The sequence below is a fragment of the Enterococcus sp. 1001283B150225_161107_E12 genome, assembly GCF_015556925.1.
GTDB lineage: Bacteria > Bacillota > Bacilli > Lactobacillales > Enterococcaceae > Enterococcus_B > Enterococcus_B mundtii.
In genome coordinates, this window is sequence record NZ_JADNNI010000018.1 from 1 (window position 1) to 20,361 (window position 20,361).

20 protein-coding genes are annotated in these 20,361 nt (G+C 35.3%); all 20 read right to left on the minus strand.

The features are described 5' to 3' along the window. Positions 1-756: 756 nt before the first annotated feature. A complete protein-coding gene (locus I2F89_RS12420) occupies positions 757-1,587 on the minus strand; it encodes a CPBP family intramembrane glutamic endopeptidase (protein ID WP_195514420.1) in 831 nt (276 codons plus the stop codon). A 51-nt stretch (positions 1,588-1,638) separates the two neighbouring features. Continuing rightward, positions 1,639-2,793, minus strand: coding sequence for an AbiH family protein (locus I2F89_RS12425; protein WP_195514421.1), 1,155 nt, complete (start codon positions 2,791-2,793; stop codon positions 1,639-1,641). Positions 2,794-3,164: 371 nt separating this feature from the next. Further along, on the minus strand, positions 3,165-3,827 hold the full coding sequence (locus I2F89_RS12430; RefSeq protein WP_077151992.1) for a DUF2786 domain-containing protein: 663 nt from the start codon (positions 3,825-3,827) through the stop codon (positions 3,165-3,167). Positions 3,828-3,896: 69 nt separating this feature from the next. Then, a complete protein-coding gene (locus I2F89_RS12435) occupies positions 3,897-4,622 on the minus strand; it encodes a DNA/RNA non-specific endonuclease (protein ID WP_195514422.1) in 726 nt (241 codons plus the stop codon). A gap of 121 nt (positions 4,623-4,743) precedes the next feature. Further along, positions 4,744-4,956 carry a hypothetical protein gene (locus I2F89_RS12440; RefSeq protein ID WP_195514423.1) on the minus strand — a complete coding sequence of 71 codons (213 nt, stop codon included), beginning with the start codon at positions 4,954-4,956 and terminating at the stop codon, positions 4,744-4,746. A 150-nt stretch (positions 4,957-5,106) separates the two neighbouring features. Then, on the minus strand, positions 5,107-5,550 hold the full coding sequence (locus tag I2F89_RS12445; RefSeq protein ID WP_195514424.1) for a hypothetical protein: 444 nt from the start codon (positions 5,548-5,550) through the stop codon (positions 5,107-5,109). A 105-nt stretch (positions 5,551-5,655) separates the two neighbouring features. Beyond that, positions 5,656-6,408: a DNA-methyltransferase gene (locus I2F89_RS12450; RefSeq protein ID WP_195514425.1), complete on the minus strand. Its 753-nt coding sequence runs from the start codon at positions 6,406-6,408 to the stop codon at positions 5,656-5,658. 102 nt (positions 6,409-6,510) lie between these two features. Then, positions 6,511-7,860, minus strand: coding sequence for a DNA cytosine methyltransferase (locus I2F89_RS12455; protein WP_195514426.1), 1,350 nt, complete (start codon positions 7,858-7,860; stop codon positions 6,511-6,513). A gap of 101 nt (positions 7,861-7,961) precedes the next feature. Continuing rightward, positions 7,962-8,438, minus strand: a complete 477-nt coding sequence (locus tag I2F89_RS12460) for a transcriptional regulator (RefSeq protein ID WP_195514427.1) — start codon at positions 8,436-8,438, stop codon at positions 7,962-7,964. Between the two features lie 102 nt (positions 8,439-8,540). Then, complete coding sequence (locus I2F89_RS12465; RefSeq protein ID WP_195514470.1) at positions 8,541-9,323, minus strand: Fic family protein; 783 nt, start codon at positions 9,321-9,323, stop codon at positions 8,541-8,543. Between the two features lie 19 nt (positions 9,324-9,342). Beyond that, positions 9,343-9,729, minus strand: coding sequence for a type II toxin-antitoxin system HicB family antitoxin (locus I2F89_RS12470; protein WP_034690421.1), 387 nt, complete (start codon positions 9,727-9,729; stop codon positions 9,343-9,345). A gap of 34 nt (positions 9,730-9,763) precedes the next feature. Next, the gene (locus tag I2F89_RS12475; protein WP_023520664.1) at positions 9,764-9,952 is read right to left on the minus strand and encodes a type II toxin-antitoxin system HicA family toxin; all 189 of its coding nucleotides are present in this window, start codon (positions 9,950-9,952) and stop codon (positions 9,764-9,766) included. A 65-nt stretch (positions 9,953-10,017) separates the two neighbouring features. Continuing rightward, positions 10,018-11,520: a relaxase/mobilization nuclease domain-containing protein gene (locus tag I2F89_RS12480; RefSeq protein WP_195514428.1), complete on the minus strand. Its 1,503-nt coding sequence runs from the start codon at positions 11,518-11,520 to the stop codon at positions 10,018-10,020. A 1-nt stretch (position 11,521) separates the two neighbouring features. Further along, positions 11,522-11,908, minus strand: a complete 387-nt coding sequence (locus I2F89_RS12485) for a plasmid mobilization protein (protein ID WP_195514429.1) — start codon at positions 11,906-11,908, stop codon at positions 11,522-11,524. A gap of 236 nt (positions 11,909-12,144) precedes the next feature. After that, on the minus strand, positions 12,145-12,426 hold the full coding sequence (locus I2F89_RS12490; protein ID WP_169059116.1) for a hypothetical protein: 282 nt from the start codon (positions 12,424-12,426) through the stop codon (positions 12,145-12,147). Further along, a complete protein-coding gene (locus tag I2F89_RS12495; RefSeq protein WP_195514430.1) occupies positions 12,410-14,083 on the minus strand; it encodes a hypothetical protein in 1,674 nt (557 codons plus the stop codon). The genes I2F89_RS12490 and I2F89_RS12495 overlap by 17 nt, the downstream gene beginning before the upstream one ends. A 14-nt stretch (positions 14,084-14,097) precedes the next feature. Next, a complete protein-coding gene (locus I2F89_RS12500; RefSeq protein WP_195514431.1) occupies positions 14,098-18,240 on the minus strand; it encodes an LPD1 domain-containing protein in 4,143 nt (1,380 codons plus the stop codon). 18 nt (positions 18,241-18,258) lie between these two features. Then, the gene (locus I2F89_RS12505) at positions 18,259-18,489 is read right to left on the minus strand and encodes a hypothetical protein (protein WP_195514473.1); all 231 of its coding nucleotides are present in this window, start codon (positions 18,487-18,489) and stop codon (positions 18,259-18,261) included. A gap of 9 nt (positions 18,490-18,498) precedes the next feature. Continuing rightward, a complete protein-coding gene (locus I2F89_RS12510) occupies positions 18,499-19,704 on the minus strand; it encodes a toprim domain-containing protein (protein ID WP_195514432.1) in 1,206 nt (401 codons plus the stop codon). Between the two features lie 131 nt (positions 19,705-19,835). Further along, positions 19,836-20,321 carry a hypothetical protein gene (locus I2F89_RS12515; protein ID WP_126133788.1) on the minus strand — a complete coding sequence of 162 codons (486 nt, stop codon included), beginning with the start codon at positions 20,319-20,321 and terminating at the stop codon, positions 19,836-19,838. Positions 20,322-20,361: the final 40 nt, after the last annotated feature.

The following is a 20,361-nucleotide window of genomic DNA, read 5'->3' on the forward strand; positions in this document are numbered from 1 at the left end:
ATGTCTAAAGTAATGTTGTTAAATTGGGGTTTCGTTAACTTAGCACATATAAGTATTTCGTTATTCCAAAAAATGATGGTTTTTAATAAGTTTTAGTGAACAAAAAAGGCTTATCTTTCAACCTTCTTTATATTTATTATCTTATAATATTTTATACAATATTAAAAATCACAATTTTCACCTCGTTATGCATATCTAGAAAATAACCAAAAAAAACAAATGAAATCATTGATTCATCAGAATGAATGGGAGAAAATAATTAGTGCTCAAAAAAAAATAAAAGGTAAGGATCAAAAATATTTAAGTTTTTTGATCCTTATCTTTTATTTTTCTTGCTCAACTTCGATGTCATTTTCTAATTTAAGTGTTTAAAAGCGAAATAGAAAGTCCAACAGGGTATACTCTGTTGACCCCTAAAGAGAGTAACTTTCTGACCTAACTAATTGAGCCACCAAAAGATCTATGAAATGAGGAGTCAAAAAGGGATCAAAAACTTTTAAGTTTCTGACATCTTCAAAGAATATTATACTTATTAAACTTAGTTTTTAATGAACAATGATTTGTTTACGAGTTTATAACACAAAAGATCCCCAACATCGCTTAGTATGCAAAAGCATTGTTGAGGATCTAAGTAGTTTTTTTGATGATAACTTTGTAGTTTACAAGTGAATAATCATGTGACGGAGATTCCTGAATTATGCATTTCTTTCTCCTTACTATTCAATGCTTCAATTTACATAGAGAGGTTTAAATTTTCTATGAATTAGCATTTTTGTAGCGTACTAAAAAAAAATTCTTTACTTTTGGAGATAAATATTCGATTAATCCTATTAATAATAGCAGAGATATCATTACAATTCCTAGCTTCATTCGATCATCCATTCCGAATGAACTTACTAAGTTATTTATAAAGTGGACGGCCATAGGAACAATGATATGTCCAGACAATAAGTAAAGAACAGCTAAAATCAATCCTGATAAAGCGAAGCCGACGAATGTTAAAAAATTATCAGATAAGTGGGCCATTCCGAATAAAACAGACGTCAATGACAAAAACGCTAGTAATAAGTACTTTTTCTGAAAATTATACTTCAATCCGAAAAACATTATAGCATTCAGCAGCAACCCTCTATAAATAATTTCCTCTACAATAGGCGCAAAAACGATTGAATGAACAGTCAGTGGAATCTGCAAAGCTTTGTTATCTAGATACCTTAGATCTACCATTTTCTGGTTTAATATATCAGTATGTCCATAAAATGATTGCGTTAACATATTGATTATCGACCACAGTCCAATAATGGCTAGATAACCTCCTAGAACAAAAACGAAGAGCGGCACTCTATTATTCCTTTCCAAGTCCTTGATCTCTTTGCAGCTGAGCAAGTACTTAAATAGGTAGTTAATGGTAAGTATAAAAAAAAAGGAATACAAATAAGGATTAATGGTTACAGTCGTTTCAGACATTGCTATTAAGGAAATAACCAAACCAAATATTACAGAATGATACAAAATCAGTTCAGAAAACTCATCCAAAAATTCTATAATTTTTTTTATGAAGGCAATTTTTTTAAGTTTACTAATCATAGGAAATATTCTAATCCTTTCACAAAGTGACAATTAATTTTCTCTTTAAATCTAGAATACGAAGGGTTCTATTTTATTTTTAAAACTCAATTGGCATAAGTTTTCTAGAACAACATCAGATTTATCGTGGTAAGATATTTCCCACAAATAGGGATTTAGTAAAGAATCAATTTTTTCAAAATATATCTTATCAACTTTCCCTATTGAATGTCCATAAACAGTTATTTCTTTAAGATATGATTCACTAATAGCGTGATCTTCAATCCACTTATATAAATGATTTAATTGTGGCTCTTTGACCATTGAACAGCTTAAATTAGAGATACTGGTTCCTACCCTTCTTAAGTCTTCATCACTAACAGCTGAATTCTCATAATAAGACATGTAGCTTTCATCTTCTAAAACTTCTTCATAATATACAATGGCCTCGGCAGCTTCACTGTGACGGAGTTTACCATTATTTACCTGTGATCTTATATGATCTAGAATATTGTGCTTAAAAGGGTCATTTGGATTATTGATATCAATTTTGGAAATATCTTGTTTAATAATATCATTTAAGTCATCTATTACATTCTGCTCATTCCCCCAAATTAATTGTTTATTTCTATTACCATGAATATAAAGAATATTTTTTGAATCAATTCCGTATAACGATTCCAAGGTGTTCGTATAATTAAAATTGATAAATAAATCATCAGAATTAAAATTTATACTTTCTTTTTTTTGTGCTTCTCCTGAGTTCAAATATTCATTCGCCTGATCAATCATTATATTAAAACCAACAGAAATAAAGTCTTTAATTTTATTAATATTATTTAATAAAAAATTATCGAAAGATGGTGATAGTTCTTCCACTTCGGATATAGCATATTGCCTTGCTGTAAAACTATCGCCAAATTTATCATCATCACTTGAAAAAGAATACTCGTCTATACTTGGTAATTCTTGAAAGTAAAGTTCGATTTGATTTTCAAAAAATTGTATTAATAACTTTCTTTCTTCTTCAGATATCTTTCCTAGATACTTCTCAAATTCCGACCAATAGTCTTGTTCGTTTTTATCAAAAACAAAGTATAGTTTATTTATCAAATTAAATAACTCGAGATTTTCTTCTTTTAAAATTGGTTTTAGGTTGTCTTTGTAACTAGTCGGTAAGCCATGCGCCCTATCAAATCCGTTACCAATAATAAATAATCTTGTCAAATATTCTCGCCTCCTCTGATCAATTCTATTGATATAATTTTAAACACAATTCTGACTTTTTAATAAATACAATTATTAATAATACTAGTTAGACTGACAATATATTCATTTTTATAACTTAATTAATCGCTTATTACTTCCAATTTTAGCATAACAAGTAAAAAAGCCAAATAGTACATAGTCTATTGGACTCTAAATTTACGTCTTACTGAACTCTATTAGATTAGCTACTGAAAGAATTAAGCAATGAGCATTTAAAAATAGGTCAAAAACTTTTTTAAGTTTTTGACCTCATACATTCCATTATTATTTTTTATTCCTCTCAATCATATTTTCCATGGCATTTATTTTGATACTTTATCAGAATATCTTCAAACAGTTAACCTCTCTTTCTCAGTAAAGCGAACCCCATCTGCATATCCGGAGTAAAATGCTTCTCTATCTTTTACGTTATGGGACGTGTCTTTTCCAGGAACAAGCCCAATCTTTTCAACTGCGGTTTGTACAACTTCCGGCACTTGTAAGGCAAGTTCATAGCCGTTTGTTAGCACCTGCTTCTTGAAAGTTTCAGTCAACCCACGTAAATAGCCTTCAAGATAATCTTGCTTCAGCTGCCATTTACGCTTGTATTTCCGGCGTATCTCCGGTAATTGTAAAAATTGTCTAGCACAATAGCTGGCACTTCCACGAGCATATTCAAATGTAATTTGAGCAATTTGAACATCTGATTCGATTCCAACAAAATGTAGTTCAATTGGTGGGCCTGATACATAGTAATAACGAACTCGAAAGTTCTTAGAAATGATCAAAGCAAGTCGATAGAGCCATTTTTGAGGACGTCCCTCGTATATGATCGTATTAATCACTGTCTCCGTTTTTTGTTCCTGCTTATAGCTAAAGACATCTTCTTCATCTATATTGTGCTGGAGCATCAACTCTTGCGCTTTTGCTAGTGCTGACATTGATTCCTCATCGTTTGCATCATTTGCTAAAGCAAGTAACTTAACAATTTTTTGTTTTGCTTTTTCATCCATATAATTTCACCTTTTATATATTTTCTAGTTTAATATCGCGAAAACAGAAATATTAAATATATTCTCAAATTAATTTATACTCGCTTTGCCTGTACTGTAATCAATAGATAAACCATCTTGCACGTTGTGGATTAACACATTGAATTGAATATCGTTGGTTTCAACGCTGCGTGCTTCCATTTGAATCGCCCTGGGCAATAATTCTCGCTCTCTGAATATCGGAGTGACCCGATAACGGACGTGGTTATTGGTTTTTCTTAAATAGTTGGCCACTTCATTTTCAAATTGGACCATGTGGATCTGGTTCAGCTGTTGTGTACCGGTAAACAAGTTTTTCCAGTTATCATTCTCACCGGTCATCTGAAATCCAATTAAATGGCTTCTATTATAGAGCCACACACCACTTTCTAGTTTTTTCTGATTCCAGCCTGTCGGATAAACGTTTGATATATCTCCCCGCTCCTCTGTTGGCATCATCGATCGGTGTAACAGTGCATCTGCGACACCGACACGATTTAGTGAATCGAGATCCGAAAATGTTTGCCAGGTCCCAGCATCCATCGACATCTCATCAGCTGTAAAACTCGGATAATTTCCGTTTACTTGAATGACAACATTCTGACCATCAAAATCAGGTAGATTTTCAACCTCTTCAGCTGAGATTTCTTCCTGATAGGCCCAATCACCGAAAAAGCTAGGCAACTGAACATCGATTTCAGATAAGTCCATCAAAGAAGCAGTAAACCCAAACAAACTGAACAATGCTGCGAGTATGAATTTTGACTTACGTTTCATATCAATCTCCTTTTATTTCATATAATTACGGATTTCTCTATTTTCCTTAAAATAAATATTTCCATGCTCTTTTAGTAGCCGGTCGATCCTTTTTCTTCTATAGGTCAATAGTGACAGGACTCTAACTCTTTTCGTCACTCTCTTCAGCCATCAGTTTCTCTGCTAGTTTAGTAAGCAAATAAGCATTATCAAAGCGCATTCTATCAATCGACGACTTTCCATGTTTAAGATCCGAGATTGTCATCTTTGCAACACCGGATCTTTTGCTTAATTCAGCTATTGATTCCCCACTTTTCGTCAGTAACCATTGGATTTTTTCTTTGTTCGCATACATAGTTATTCCTCCAGAGTTGGAGTGTAGCTATTATTATTTGCTACTACTCACTTTTATGATATATTTTGAGTAGTAGCAATTCCGGTCTATGGTTTTGTTACTTTGTGCTTATTCTGTGTCCGCAGGATAAGCATTTTTTTATTGCCATAGTTATCCATTTAATAATAAGCCACCTCCTACCTCGTTAAAGCAACACCAGCTAAACTCTGAATATTCCTCATAATCGACGTTTACAGTGAAACACAGCATCATTTTTTGTTCCTGTAATTCTTCTCTATCATTTTCCCACTCAAACTCATGTGGACTGACCTGAAGTAAAGTCAATAGCAATCCATGCTTAGTACTTGTTTCTATTGTATGAAACACAATGAACCCATATTTTTTCTCGTAATTATCAATTATTTTCTTTTGTTGATCTGTAACACTATGAATAACTGGTAGTACAAACTTCTTGCGATTAACCATTATTGCAGTTCGCCTAGAACAATAGATCTCTCCTTTCCCGAATCCTGCTTTAACGTGGTCTTCGATCGATAATATATCCAAACGTTTCTTTGCTTCTTCCACTAATCTACTTTTTGCTTCCTCTAACAATTAACGTAACCTCCCAAAACACTTTATAGACGGTTTACCGTCTATAAATATTATAGCACGGTAAACCGTCTTTATCAATTGGTTTATTCTCTTTTTTAGGAGGTATCAGTAGTTGAAAAGATCCATCTGCGTGACATTATTCTGAATTCTTTCTATAGACCTAGTATAGTAATCCAAGTTAGTTTCAAAACCAATGTAGTGTCGCTCAGTATTGATACAAGCAATCGCAGTTGTCCCACTCCCCATACAATTATCTAATACAACATCTCCTTTTTGTGTGTAAGTTTGTATCAGATATTCAAGTAAACGTACCGGTTTTTGCGTAGGGTGGAACGTGTTCATTGACTCTTTGTCAAATCGCAAAACATTATTCGGATATCCTGTATACTCTTGGCAATATTCTTTGCCTGAAAGAGAACTCGTATTATAAATCCCTTCAGTCTCATTTTTCTTCTTTATAAGTGGTTGTTTCATCCTCTCTAACCCTTGAGGATAATAAATAGGTGACCCTTTTGAAAAAACAGAGATCGTCTCAATTGAACGCATTGGCTGTTTTTTGGCAAAGGCAAAGCCAGTTACGGTATTTTTAACCCAGTACCAATCATATTTATATTGTTTAAAGTTACTCATACGTAACTGTGTAGAAAATGGTTCCGCTCCAAACAAAACGATCGCACTATTCTCTTTGACTACACGCAAGTATTGTGACCACAATTCTTCCCAGGGCAAAATAGTATCCCAGGAACAAGCAGTAGTTCCATATGGCAAGTCGCAAATGATCGTATCGATCGATCCATCCGGAATTTTTTTCATTCCTTCTAAGCAATCTTCAAAGTAAATCGTATCTTTTTGAATCATAGGTTTCTCCTCTATGATTCAGGCCTGAATCCAATGGTTTAGTCAAGTCTTGATACGTTTACTATACAGGGTAGCTGTTCCCTCTTGAGTCTGCTTAAAAACCTATGAAAGGTGGAAATGCTTCGCAATATAGTAGATCACATCTACTGTCACACTATTTCCTGCTTGTTTATATAGTTGGCTGTCAGAAACCTTCTGCTCAAAGTGAGAGTTATAATGATCCATACGTTCAACCAAAATTTTTTGTGCGACTTGTTTGCTGCCGAATTTGGCTGCTAGAAATGCCCAATCTGGAAACGATTGAAGCCTCCAGCACTCTAAAGGTGTTAATTTACGAACCTGAAAATCTCTCTGTGCTAAATTATTTTGCTCCTCATCCAGATTTTTTCGTATTTCATTCACAACAATTTTCGGCTGCTGACCACCTCCTTGCATGGTATTTAACGTTGGACAAATCCCTTCAGGAGAATAGACACTGACCGCTGATCGATAACGTCCATCAAGCTTTCCTTCTACTATGATTCCGTGGCGATCTTGTGCGGTAAGTGTGAACATTTCTTCTCCATTATTTTTTATTCTTCTTCCATTTTGTCGAACTTCATCTTTATCTGGCGATATTATAGGAATCGCTACCTTATTTCCTTCTCCTTTGTTTGTCGTAAGAGTTGGAGCGATCCCCTCGGTACTACTAACCTGACCATTCATACCATGCCCACAAGGATTTACATTTCCGACTACAATTTGTTTAGGCATTTTATAATCAGTAGCCGTTAAAGTTCCCATTAATCCGTTAGTATAATAGGTTCGTTCTCGCAAATTTGTATTTAAGTTATTAAGTTTATTTGTCGTCCCAGCTATATTTATTTTTGCTGATTCTTGATCAACTGATTTTTCTTCTCCTGTGAGAGGTAAAAACTTTCTGGCACCTGACTCTCTAAAATGTCCGACAATAAAGACACGTTCTCGGTTTTGCGGGACAAAATCCTTGCTGTTAAGCACTTGCCATGCCACGTCATACCCCAGTTCATCCAGTGTTCTGAGGATTGTTTCAAACGTAGTTCCGCCATTGTGGTTGAGCAATCCTTTGACGTTTTCAAGGAATAAAATGCTAGGTCGCAAAATATGTGCGAAGCGTGCAATCTCAAAAAAGAGAGTTCCTCTAGTATCTGCGAAACCTCGTCTTTTTCCTGCAGAGCTGAAAGCCTGGCAAGGAAATCCTCCTGTGATAATGTCCACACGTCCGAATCCTCGAATAGTGTCGTCTGAGATCCTTGTAATATCATGCATTTCCACCTCATTTTCAGTATTAAAGATTGCTTTGTAACTCTGTCTAGCATATTTATCAATTTCACAAAAGCCGACACATTTATGTCCCGCTTTTTCCATTCCCATCCGAAAACCGCCTACACCCGCAAATAAATCAATAAAAGTTAGTTGTTTCGATTGTTTCATTCAATATTCTTTCCCACAGCTGTGTTCTTGTATTCAAGCTTGTAAGATAAGAATAATAAAAGTGCGGGTGAAAGAAGGGCATTCAAAAGTCTCAGAAATGGTTAGATTTTTGTTTCTGCTTTAAGACTACTCTTTTTTTGATCCAGTAATTGGATTGCAGACGTAAACTGAATGAGCGATTTTTTTGAGTCAATCAAAATAATATTCTTCTGATAATGAACTCGCTCGCTGACTAATGATATTGACAAGCCATAAAAATATCTAAGTAAAAATATTTTCCTTCTTCGGTCAGTAATTTCAGGCTTATAAGGGTGATTGATTGAGAGATACCCTTTTATAAATAGTCTGTGCAAATACTCAAACTCTTTATACAATGGATCATTAATTACTTCTGGTGAAACATTTTCTCTGTGTATCATCGAATATGTTTCTTGAATCCTCGGAGTAGGTGGAATTCCAACTTTTTCTCGTAAATTTTTATACTCTGATAGAAATATACTGAATTTTTCTTTGGTGGTTTCCCATTCTATATCCACATCCTTGGGCAATTGATATTTGGCCACATCAAAAAGTTCCATTCGTCCCTCCATAATACAAAAAAGCATTTCCTCTCAAAAATGAGTAGGAAATGCTTTTATGTCATCATTATTTTTATTATAAATTGCACCATGATTTTTCCTTCACAGCTCTGGCTCATTGTCTTTTTCCGTTGATCGAAGTTCAGATTTTACTCGAAAAGTAGAAAGATCTTGGGCCACATTGCGCTCTTCAATCGGTTGACGCAAATACAACTCACGTTCTTTTTTCGAAGGTAATGTACGATACAATCCCTCAAATGCTTGTTCTTCTTCTAAATGATCCTTTGCTCGATAGAATGACATCAGATTAAAAGTAAACTCTAAACGTTTTATATCATGAAAAGGAACCATCAAATAGTTTTCGCTGTCCAATGTGCCGTATGCAGCATTGGCTGAAATTAACGCTGTACGTTTATTGCCATCTTGAAAAGCCTGCAATTTAGCCAGTCTAGCGAAAACCCACCAGGCATCTTTTTCTGTTCGTTCAGATTGTTCAAACTGATCCACGATTTCTTGTAAATCGTCCCTAGAAATAATCTCTTTAGGGAAATAGTGTTCTTGACTAGATTGATCAAGAACAATAGCTATCCGATCATCTTCATTGTAATATGAATTTCGCAAATGACCAGGTAATTTGGGCTGTTCTTCAGACGGTGAATCAAATTGCTTGTTCACTTCGATAATACCATCTACAGAAAAACCTTTTTCTTTTATCGCATTGATCCCTTTTAAACTATCCACAAAAATAGCTATATCATCTCTATTTTGACGGAGTGGTTTCGTTGATTTCAAATCTAAAGCTTTTTTCGTTTGATAAACAGAGCTACCGTAATTATTCAAACTACCCAACGATTGAATGAATTTTGCGAGTGCCGTAGTATCCATATGTTGACCACCTCCATTATCAGACATTTAATTTTTGAGCTAATGCTTCAGTCATCGTTTTAGAAAAATTAATTCCTTCATTCGTCGCACGCACGTTCAACCAATGTGGAATTTTGATTGTTTTTTTATCAAGTTGGACATCTTTTAAATAATCATTTAAGTCGACAGAAATCAATGTCGCAAATTCTGTTTCAGGGTTTACAGAAAGGGCATTGATAGCCGTAGGTGTTGGCAAAGGCATATTTTTTTCGACTAGGTCTCCAAGCATAATACCTAACGCATCTGCCGCAAGTTCTAATCCTTGGGCGATATCTTCCGATTGCGTGACCGCTCCTTCAACATCAGGAAAATAAATTCCGTATCCAACAGGATCTTTTTCAAATATAGCTGGATAAACTTTTTTCATTTCTATCCCTCTCTTTCTTATAGACACAGTGGGCTTATTTGCCCACTGCTTTTCGAACAGAATCCTCTACTCTTCTAGATAACTCTTTTGAATGACTGGTAAGAATAACTGGTCTAGGAAAATTTTTCTTTATAAATTTCCTGTGTGACCCCTTTCCACCCTTCACTTCAACAAAGCCAGCATCTTTGAGTAATTTCTCTGCTTCTCTAATTGTCATGGGCATTTCAAGCTACCTCCTGACAATAATATTGTAGCACGTACAGGGCGTACTGTAAAGTTTTTTCGTGTCTATTTATCAAGATCAACCGAATCGGATACTGCCTTTTCTGTCAAAATACTCAATGCTGCATCGTAAGTTTTTAATTGTTTCTCAAGCAACTTTACTTGTTTTTCAAATTCTTTTTTCTCACCATGTAAGGATTTTACTTTTTCTATTTGTTCAAGATTGGACGGATCATACTTTAGTTTTTCGTTCGCTCTAAATAACTTGTCGTCCAAAGTTGCTCTTGCCTCTTGCACAATTTCATAATTATCATAAAAGTCTTTCCCTAAAACATGTGGTAGTTGATCGCTGCTTACTTGACGGGTTGACAAAATATTTAAAGCTGTAACCATTTCTCGGACATTTTGAATAGCAGAATTTTTTCGTTTTGGAAACAGTCCGCTTTCTCCAGAAAGATAATTTGCTAAAGACGCTCCCTTAACAAATTTATTTTTTTGTCCTTTTTCATCACTCCAAAAATAAAAAATATCTTTATAATTAAAATGCGCCTCGTAGCGTCCGTCTTCCAATTTCTCTAACATGTAATCAGGAACTTTGACCACACCTGTTTCATACCGACCATAGGCAATCTCAACATAAATCCCTGTCATGGTGTCTCTTTGTATTTGCCAGGGTTCAATGACAAAGGTTAGATCGGGTAAAGATTCTTTTTCTGCTTTTTGTTCTACATATTTTTTTGCAATATCCATTGCATTGAAAACCGCTTCCGGTTTATTTTTACTTACCCGCTCGATAATATTTTCTTCATTGTAGATTCGTTGTTTTTTATTTATCGTATAATCACGAGCTGGACGTTTTTGTGGCAGATCCAATAATTTGTAGTTGATCACTTTCCCATATTCTTCTGAATTATGATTAGGGTCAACATCAATATTTAGAAGCCTTGCCTTAACTAAAAAATCATCCCAGCTTGTACTATGGGTAAGCAAAAAATTTAAACGTTCTTTTAATTCAACTCGATACGCATTCTTTCTTCGATATTCTTGATACTTTTTATGTGAGTTTCTTTTAGGCGTATCGAGGATCATTGCTCCATGATAGTCCGCTACCTTATCGGAGTAATTTCTTAAATGAGCCGCTGTTCCTCGTTGCCAGCGAAACTTCGTTAAATCAACACTTGAGGTTGTATTAAAAATAATATGGTTATGCAAATGTTCTTTGTCTACATGGGTCGCAATGACAAATTCATAATCTTCACCTAAGAAGTCGAGCGCAGTTTGTCTCCCAATTTCATGAACTTCTTCAGGTGTGAGATTGTCTTCAGGATCGAATGATTGAACAATATGTCTTGCAATTACTTCCTCAGTCTTTTTTTTATTCATTTTTCCATGGACTCTTTGAGCCAATGTTCTTGTTAAATTCATTTCAAAAAAAGCATTGTTCACGGCATTAACTTTATGACCACTCGTTAAAGTTTGGTTTTTTGTTTTCTCTGGATCTAGAATGTATCTTATCGCTTCTTTAAGATATCTTTCTTGCTTAATCGTGAGCGTTTTAGTCGTTGGCACTTCACTCGCTCCTCGTTAACTTCTGAATTTCTTGTAGCAAAATGTCTTGCGAACGTACATAGTTGTTTTGCATTTTCGCGAACTCAGAAACAAGATACTGGATATCTTCTGTTTCTACAAGATCTGTCTGATTTAATTTATGAGCAATCTGGTTGATATTATTGCCAATCATATTCAACTCAGAAACATATTTCCCTGTTTCAGCCAATGATTCTCTCAGAGTAGTAAAGTCTATTTTGACCACTAGTCCATTAAGCGCCATTATGCGGACATAATTGGTCATCGTCTTCAAGCCAGATGTCTCCATATTCTCTTTTATCCGCTTCTTTTCTTCCTTCGTCAAATAAACTTGAACAAATTCGCTTCTAAACAGTTCCTTTTTCCTCATATTTCTCCCGCTTCCTAACATGAAAATCAGCCAGCAAGGCTGTGCCTTGCCCACTCCCAAACCAAAATCTTCCGCCCCTTCTGGGCGGAGTTTCGACAGTGGCAAGCATAGCGAGGTACATGTACCTCACGAAAAAATAAAAAAGAAGGAAATCCCGAAAATCTACGATTTTCGAGTTTCCTCTTTTTTGTTTTTAAACTTGGGGCATGCCCCAAACCCCATTTTCTTTCATTACATCATTGACCTTTTCCGAATTCTTCGAGATCTGAAATGAGCTTTCTGAATGATTGCTCAGATTCGTTTTTTAGTATCTCCTCTAACAAAGCAAGGCTAGAAATGTGAATAGCGATTGATTCTTTCTCAACTTTTTCTAAGTTTCGTCTTTCTGATTGCAGCTGACCAATCACTGCTTTAACTGGTGGCAGAATAAGTTCTTGAGATTCGTCTCGTTCAAATCGCTGACAAACTTTCCAAAGATAATACTGACACAAAGGTCGCTTTTTAATCAGTTTTATCATCTTCGCTACTTTCTGAATTGCCTTTTAATTTTTCTAAAGTATCCGCTAAATTATAATCTTCCTCAGATCGTTCTTCTTTTTTATTTGCCTTGTCTGTTGCGACATTTTCCATTGCTCGACTTTGGAGTTCTCGCGCACGTCTGATTTCTTCTTCCAATGTTGGTCGAACCAGCTCTGTTTCCTTTTCATACATATGCGCAGCAATCTTTTGTAAAAAGGTATCACTTCGAACAATCAAGTCAGTAAACAATTGTTGCAATTTCACTTTTCCGTTATTCATGGATCGTAACTGAGTTAACAAACTTAAATTAAGAGGCACGGGATTAAATCCAAAAACAATCATTACAATAGACGCAATACTTTCATTTTCAAATCGAATGATATCGTCCGCCGATCGTTTCTCTTTTTCCAAAAGGCAAATAATCAAATCAGCAAGTGTTTGTTCTTCTCCCTGATTCGATTTTATTCGAATGGTATGATCTTCAAGGATTGATTCTTCTCTTTCTTCAAAAACAATTGTACGGTTCGCAATCTTTTCTAAGATAGCGAAAACTTCTTTCGGACTCGTTTCTATTTTTTTAGTTTCTTCTTTTCCTTGCGTTTCTTTTTTTTCAAAATATGGAACGATTGGGGCATGAGTGATTTGTGTAAGCTGCGTTTGTTTTTCTTTTAGGATCTCCCCAGTTTCACTATTCACTTTTTGTTGATTTCCTCCAAATAGAAAGACAGGCTCCGCATTATTCTTCAACGTTCTATTTTCTCGAATCCAATCATGGACTTCTTTTGACTCAACTGCTTCTACACGTTGATAAAGAAGCAACAACTGATTCATTAACGATAAGTTTTTTGTCTTAGGTATACTTCTTAAAAAGCGTTGATAATTTTTTTCATCTAACCAGTCAGTTAAGTGATCGATAACATAGGCATAGATACTATTTGAATCTCCTTCATCTAACAACTTTTGTAAATGAGCATCAATAACAAAATCTTCTTCTACTTGTTCCGCTATTTTATTTTCTAACAAACCAAGCAACATATCCTGTGTTTCTTTTCGATAAAACTTTTGATCATTTCGATAAAAACATGCCAAAAACATTTGACGTGCTTTTTCGATTTTATTCCCTTCAGGTTTTCCTATGCTTTCTTTTGTCTTTAACCATACTTGTTGGACAAAAGCTTGCAAGAGCTTTTCAAGATCATAAGCATCCAATTTTGTTTCAGGCAGTATTGCCTCTGCCTTTACGTATTCCTTCCAAAATGAAGCGGGAAGTTCTTCAAACAGGGCAAGGCACATCGAATAAAAATCGATAGTTATTGGAACAATTGGTAAATCTTGTTTGGCAATAATTTGTGCATTGGGGTTGAATAAATAAGAAAGATCAAATAACTCTTCTTCTGAAAGAGGCGTTTGTGTAAAAAACGCCTCATCGATTATTTCATATGGCACACCTAACGCCTCTGCTGCATATTGAAACAATGACACAAATATACTATTGGGTTGTTCTACCCCGTTTCCGACTAGATAATTAAAAGTGTCGTGAGCATGCAACGCAATGTCTAAAGCTGACAATTCATTCTTGAGTTTTAAATTTCTGGCCAACTTTTTTCTTTTTGCTATATTCGCTTTCTCATAATTGTCAGGAAACAATGTTGGCATTCTTTTTTCCTCCTTTATCCCACTTCAAGTTCTGTCTCTGTTTCTTTAACGGAAACTGATTTGTTTTGTTCTTCGACAGCTACTTCCATTGATCGAATCAATTCTGATTTTTGTGTCTGCGTTAAATCTTTAATCGTATCTTTTTCTTTCTCACTCGCTTTAAGTCCCAACTGATTGCTTAAATCTTCGATTCTTTTCAATTGTTGTAACTCGATATTATTCATTTTCTTATCGGCTTGATTCTTTTCAGCTTCTGTTACTGTACTTTCAGCTGTTGATTGTTCAGCCTCTTCAGCCATTACCGGAGCATTTCCCTCATCTGATAGTTTAGGTTCATTCTGTCGTGTAGGTTCTTCCGAATGCTGTTTATTGGGATCACTCACTGATTCAGCTGTATTTATAGTTGGCTGAGTTTTAGGTTCAGCAGTTGGCGATTGCTTTTCAGGTACAATCGGCCCCTCTGAAACCTTCTCCTGTTCTTTTTGAGCTGCTTCTTGCGAATCGTTTTCCTGCACCTCTTTTGTTTTCTCAGCTAAAGGTACTTGATCTCTTTTTTCCTCTGTATTTATATTGGGCTGAGTTTCAGGTTCACCAGCTGCTGAATGCTTTTCAGATACGATAGGACCCTCTGAAACCTTCTCCTGTTCTTTTTGAGTTGCTTCTTTTGAATCGTTTTCCTGTACCTCTTTTGTTTCCTCAGCTAAAGATGATTGATTTCTTTTTTCCTCAATGACAAATTTTCGATCAATTGTATTTGACAATTGTTTTAACAAGCCATTGATTGATAAAAGTTTGCGATTAAATGAATTTTTCAAACCTAAACGAATGTCATCCATTGTGTTCGTCACTTGATACACTGTATTATTTTTTTGTGTTCTAACATACTGTTTTAAGTTCTCTTTGAAATCAGACAAGATTTGACCAATTGTTCGTTTTACTTTGGTTGTTTCTTCTTTTATCTGATTCTCAGTCGGCACGCTCAAAGCATCCACTGCCTCTATTGACTGTTTAACAATGGTTTCAACTTGTTTTAAATGTGTGGCTAGAATGTTTTCTATATCGGCCATGCTACCTAATTGTTCTCCTTTATATCCCACTTGTTTAAAAAAGGCATCGATTTCCTGCTTCGTTTCATCAAAAGAAACATTGATTTCCTGGATAAAAGAGTGATTAGAAGATTGAGGCTGCTCGTTCGAAGAAACAATACTGCTCGACTGATTTTGTTCTTGCTGGTCTTCTGACTTGATCAAAGAATCATCCATTTCTTTCCCCTGTACTTCTTTTGCTAAACTATTTGAATCTTGTGGTGAAGATTTGATCTCTTCCCCAAGTCCTTGTTGATAAAAGTTAGAATAATCATCCTTTATTGCCTTTAGCTCTTCAATGTAACCCTTTGAACGATTAATTCTTTCCACTATAGAGTTGGACTGTTCTAAATTAACATTGGATCTATCGATACTTTCCAATCCAGCAATATCTATTTCAAATTCAGCTATTTCACTTGAAATAGGATCGACAGTATTCTTGTCCAGTGTTTCCACAGCTAAATTTAACTTTCGTAGTTCCCAATCAGTTTCAGAAACTTTTTCCAGATTTGATTGATCTTTAAAATCAACACGTTCTTTCTTCAATGTCTTAATTTTATTGCCTAATTCAATATACTTCTTACTTTTTCTTTCTTCTAAGTTTTGTAATTCTGCCACATCATTCACTCCTTTTATTCCTTCGGCTGGTTGATTGCCTATTTTTTTATTATGATTTCGTCTAACTTTAATATCCCCTACTTCATTTTTTTGTAGTAAAGCCCCTACGACTTCTTTTTCTGTCTCTGTTTGAGGTTTATATTTCTCAGATGGAAGAAAATCGCCAGTTTCTTGTAGCTCTAAGGCCACTTTATTCAATCCGTTAACAAAATAAAGCGTTGGATTTTTCTCCTCTGGCGTAACTGCTTTACTGTCAATGAGCGTTTGTGCGTGTACGCTAATGTTTTGGTGTGGTTGTTCAGCTTTTCCCTTTACTTCTAACAATGCTTCCTGCAACGAATTTCCATAAACATCATTAAATACTGCCCTTTCTGTAATCATTGTCAGCATTTCATTCAAATCCGTTGAATAGTCAGCAAGTTCAGATCCATCATATAAAAAAAGCGTCTCTTCAGACTGTTCCTTCATTTCTTCTAAGGAATCCTTGTGAATCGCTGTAATTTGTTCCATAGTGTCCGTTTGAGGAATAGCGTTCATATATAAATGAATAACTTCCTCTTGCTTCTGAATAGCTGAAGCTTTATCTATTAAAGAAAGTTCGCAAGTTTCCAAAGCGTCTCCAACATTCAGTTCTTCGTTCTCATGAATAAATTTTAGCGATTTGATACTTTCTATTTTTGTATCAACTTGTGTCTTAAGTAACTCTTGATCAAACCTTGTTCCTTGTTCTACATCAATATGTTCTTTATTTGATTCTAAGACTGCAGTTTTCAAATTCGGAAAGGCACTGTCAAAAAAAGTTGTGAGCTTATCACGCATATTTTGATCAAATAAAGCATATTCAATATTTGTTGCATAAGTCTCTTTTGATTTAAGAAAAATACTATTCAGTCCAGCTTCGTTCACATATAACTCAAAAGCTCTGGCGAATACTTCTGTTGGAGCAGTGTAATATCCTGCCTTCTCGGCTACGTAGCTGCCTTTACCGTTAAGTGAAAGGTTTTCTCTATATCTTGTAACAATTGGCTTAAAATCGTCTCTCATGCTCAATAAACGACCATTGTCTGTACCATAATCTAATGCATGACCATACTCGTGAACAAATGATTGTATACCTACACCACCAATTTCATCGTTTGTATCTCTAAAGTCTATAGCAATCGTATTCTTGTTAGGTACATACAGTCCGAGAGCTTTATGATTACCAAGCTTCCTCAAACGCAATTCTGGTAGTTTATCGCCAGTTTTCGGTAGAATGTCGTGCATACGTTCCATTTCCTTCTCAAACTGTGAAAAAAGCGTTAGATCCACATCGTTATCTATTTCAACAAATTGGAAATATTTATTTAACGACGTTGATTCCATTATTTTACGCGTATCTTTATTGATATTCTTTTTTGTTTGCCATGCAGAAGCCCTGGTTTGCTTATCAATATCTTTTTCATACTCTCGTTGAAGAAAAATATCATAGGTGTTTTGAATATATTCATCTACAAAACTGATTAACTCGTTTTGTTTCCGAGCGTTCTGAATCGTTTTCGGATAGAGAGAGGTTGTTCGGTTTCCCTCTTTGAGCAGATACGGAGACTTATCTAGATTTACTTTTACTGGATTTGTCGGATCATTTGATAAATCTCCCCAATTGGCAGCAATTTGTTCCTCTAGCAATCGACGTTCTTCACCTTGTACCTCATTATTTTCTAGCATTGATTTCATTTGTGAGGGATTATCAAGATACTTTTCTCTTTCATCTCTAGGAAGTGTGACCAAAAAAGTATTCGTCAATTCTCCATGAGGATTCTTTTGGAATAAATGAGCATTCTTTTTTCCGGTATAACTTGCAATTGACAGCCTCTCCAGTAATCGTTCTAAGTCCCTTCTTTCAAACTTAAACTCCTGGACAGTATCATCGAATTCTTTTAAAATATCTCGCTGTAATTTATCGTACCCAATCGCTCGATTCATATTCCCTAATGCGTAATAACTTGGATCTTTAGAACTGCTAGACGAAAAATAATAGAATTCACCGTGTTTTGTGCCACTCTTATTCTTTGGATCTAAAAGTACATCAACACTTTTGATGTGTTCCTCAGATCCATTAACTTTTCTTCTGATAGAGGTAGCTGAATAAATTTTCTTTCCCTCGGCTTCACTTTGGAGAAAAGAACTTTCAACTACATCAATCGGTCTTACCTTAACTTCCGTTGACCAGGGTTGGCCATTCCAGTCATGAAACGTCGCGTCTTCCTTACCCACCGGATAGCCATCTCTATTCCGAATAAACGTGTCTACTGCTCTTAGCTCATCTTCTTGCGTCCACGTGCCATTCTTATAAATATTATCGGCCAGCTTTCGAAATGCGGTATATAAAGTATCCTTCTCAGTAAACACCAACGGAGACGAAGTGGTTGTCCCATATTTCTTTTTGAGTAACGAAGTTAATTGATTTTCCACTTAACATAGCTCCCTTCCTTAGTCTCTATCAAAAGCTTGCTTGGTATCTAGATATTCATCCTTTCTTAAATCGATTAAATTCTCAGAAGAGGACGTTTCTATCACCATTTTTTGGAATTGATCTGAAACTTGTAAAAGAGCTGAAACCGCTCCTCTTTTGTATTCAGTCAGTTCTCCTTCTTGATAGTCCTTGATTAACCGAAGAATAAAGTTACTGAATTGTGTTTCATTAAATGTGTTTTCTTCCATAATTTCCTCCTATCGCTGGATTGCTGCCAGATCTTTCGTCGCAACATCTTGTTGGACATTGTTAATCATTTGTTGTAGAGAAGCTGTTGCTTCTACTCCCTTCAACAAGCCTTTTTGGTACTTCAACTCATCGTTCCAGTCATTTTTCTTCATTCCTTCGTGGCATTTTGGAAAGTGTGGGATTACATCGATGTTGTTTATACCAAAACTGTTATAGAAGTCTTTCGCTGGTCTCTCGATTTTCCCTTTTTCCGGATTAAATTTTGCTGCATCATTATCCAAAGCAAGAACAATTTTTAACTTTTCATGTCTTACGCCTGCAGATCCTGCTAAATCATCAATTTTTTGTAACCAACGATCGACACTCACTTTGTCTTCAATTTTCTTTACATAACTTTTATCTGCACAAAGTGCCTCAACGACTGCACGTGAAATAATTCCTTTGTTTAAGCCATTCATGGCGACTAATCGACAGTTGGTTAATTGGTTTTTGTGCAATTCGTAATAACTCATCATATCGATAGGAGCTTCAAAAGCGTAGACTGTGAAAGGATTTTCTGATGTAGCTTTACTAAATTGTGCCTTATCACCAATATCCACAATCACACCACTGGTCCCCTCACTATTGTAGAGAGTCTTTTTTAATCGACCTTTTTCCGGATAAAGTTGCTTATTATACCAGATTCCTTGTCTAGCTCCTCCAACAATCTTTCCTTCGATATCTACGTGCTTAAATACAATCATTGGTTCGGTTTTACCTGTATCGAAATCTTTATGAATGCCCTGTACCATGATCCCTTTATTCAGAAAAAAATCGATTGTTTCATCCGATAAGCCGCGTTCTTCTCGTAAATACTTCCTGGCATAATCAAATGTATTCGCTTCTCTAACTCGATAAATAAATGGTTCTTTCTTTGGAATCTTCGCCCCATCAAAGACGCCAGCTTCTGTTTCAAGGAGATAATGTAGCGCTTCTTTGAACGACATATTATTGATCACCTCAACCATCTTGATCACATCTTGGTTACGAAGTTCATTCCCTTTTGAATACCAAGAAAAGGTGTTTTTTCTCGGATGAATTTTAAAACTTGGATGTTCAATCCATACATACTGATGACCTGCACGTTTTAACTCTAGTCCTAAAGAACTAGCCACATCCAAAATATTCTTTTGTTTGGCCATCTCCATCAATCGATTTGGATTGTAGTTAGCCATAAATATGCTCCTTCCTTAATGAAAATAATTATTTTTTCTGAGGTAATATTAGATCCAAACAAAAAGAAGTCAGATACATTCCTTGAAAATTAAGGATTGGATCTGACTTCTTGAACAATAATTTAATCATATTAATCGATACTTGATTCTTTCTTTTGTAACGGTACCCGCTTTCGTTTCCATCCAATTGATCCGTCTTCTAGAACTGTTTCATAGTACGTTGTTGCGCCATACTTGTTTAAATACTGCGTGCGTAAGGATCGATATTCCTGGATTAATTCTTGTAAATCTTCAATTTTTCTCATTTTACTTGTTACATGAATAAAACGATTTGACGTTGAGGTAACTGTAAAATTCGAGTCCGAAAACAAATTAGTTAGGTACACTCGTTCTTCCATTGATTGTGGTGAAAAAGGTAATGCTTCATTAGAAATTTCTATAATACCGTCTCTGTACAAACAAATATCTACACTATCGTCACTGACATCCTCGTACTTATTCTCAAACAATGTAAATAATTTTAGCGCTTCATCGTTTATTAGTTCTTCACTTCGATCTTCGGAAATTCCAAGTTGATCTAAATCTCCCTTAATTTGTTCAACAAATTTTTTGTCCATTTCATTCTCCACCTCTTATTACATCTACGATTGCTCGTTT

Coding starts and splice junctions, on each gene's coding strand:
- I2F89_RS12420 (WP_195514420.1), bottom strand. CDS start 1,587: ATGATTAGTAAACTTAAAAAAATTGCCTTCATAAAAAAAATTATAGAA.
- I2F89_RS12430 (WP_077151992.1), bottom strand. CDS start 3,827: ATGGATGAAAAAGCAAAACAAAAAATTGTTAAGTTACTTGCTTTAGCA.
- I2F89_RS12435 (WP_195514422.1), bottom strand. CDS start 4,622: ATGAAACGTAAGTCAAAATTCATACTCGCAGCATTGTTCAGTTTGTTT.
- I2F89_RS12440 (WP_195514423.1), bottom strand. CDS start 4,956: ATGTATGCGAACAAAGAAAAAATCCAATGGTTACTGACGAAAAGTGGG.
- I2F89_RS12450 (WP_195514425.1), bottom strand. CDS start 6,408: ATGATTCAAAAAGATACGATTTACTTTGAAGATTGCTTAGAAGGAATG.
- I2F89_RS12455 (WP_195514426.1), bottom strand. CDS start 7,860: ATGAAACAATCGAAACAACTAACTTTTATTGATTTATTTGCGGGTGTA.
- I2F89_RS12460 (WP_195514427.1), bottom strand. CDS start 8,438: ATGGAACTTTTTGATGTGGCCAAATATCAATTGCCCAAGGATGTGGAT.
- I2F89_RS12465 (WP_195514470.1), bottom strand. CDS start 9,323: ATGGATACTACGGCACTCGCAAAATTCATTCAATCGTTGGGTAGTTTG.
- I2F89_RS12470 (WP_034690421.1), bottom strand. CDS start 9,729: ATGAAAAAAGTTTATCCAGCTATATTTGAAAAAGATCCTGTTGGATAC.
- I2F89_RS12475 (WP_023520664.1), bottom strand. CDS start 9,952: ATGCCCATGACAATTAGAGAAGCAGAGAAATTACTCAAAGATGCTGGC.
- I2F89_RS12485 (WP_195514429.1), bottom strand. CDS start 11,908: ATGAGGAAAAAGGAACTGTTTAGAAGCGAATTTGTTCAAGTTTATTTG.
- I2F89_RS12490 (WP_169059116.1), bottom strand. CDS start 12,426: ATGATAAAACTGATTAAAAAGCGACCTTTGTGTCAGTATTATCTTTGG.
- I2F89_RS12495 (WP_195514430.1), bottom strand. CDS start 14,083: ATGCCAACATTGTTTCCTGACAATTATGAGAAAGCGAATATAGCAAAA.
- I2F89_RS12505 (WP_195514473.1), bottom strand. CDS start 18,489: ATGGAAGAAAACACATTTAATGAAACACAATTCAGTAACTTTATTCTT.
- I2F89_RS12510 (WP_195514432.1), bottom strand. CDS start 19,704: ATGGCTAACTACAATCCAAATCGATTGATGGAGATGGCCAAACAAAAG.
- I2F89_RS12515 (WP_126133788.1), bottom strand. CDS start 20,321: ATGGACAAAAAATTTGTTGAACAAATTAAGGGAGATTTAGATCAACTT.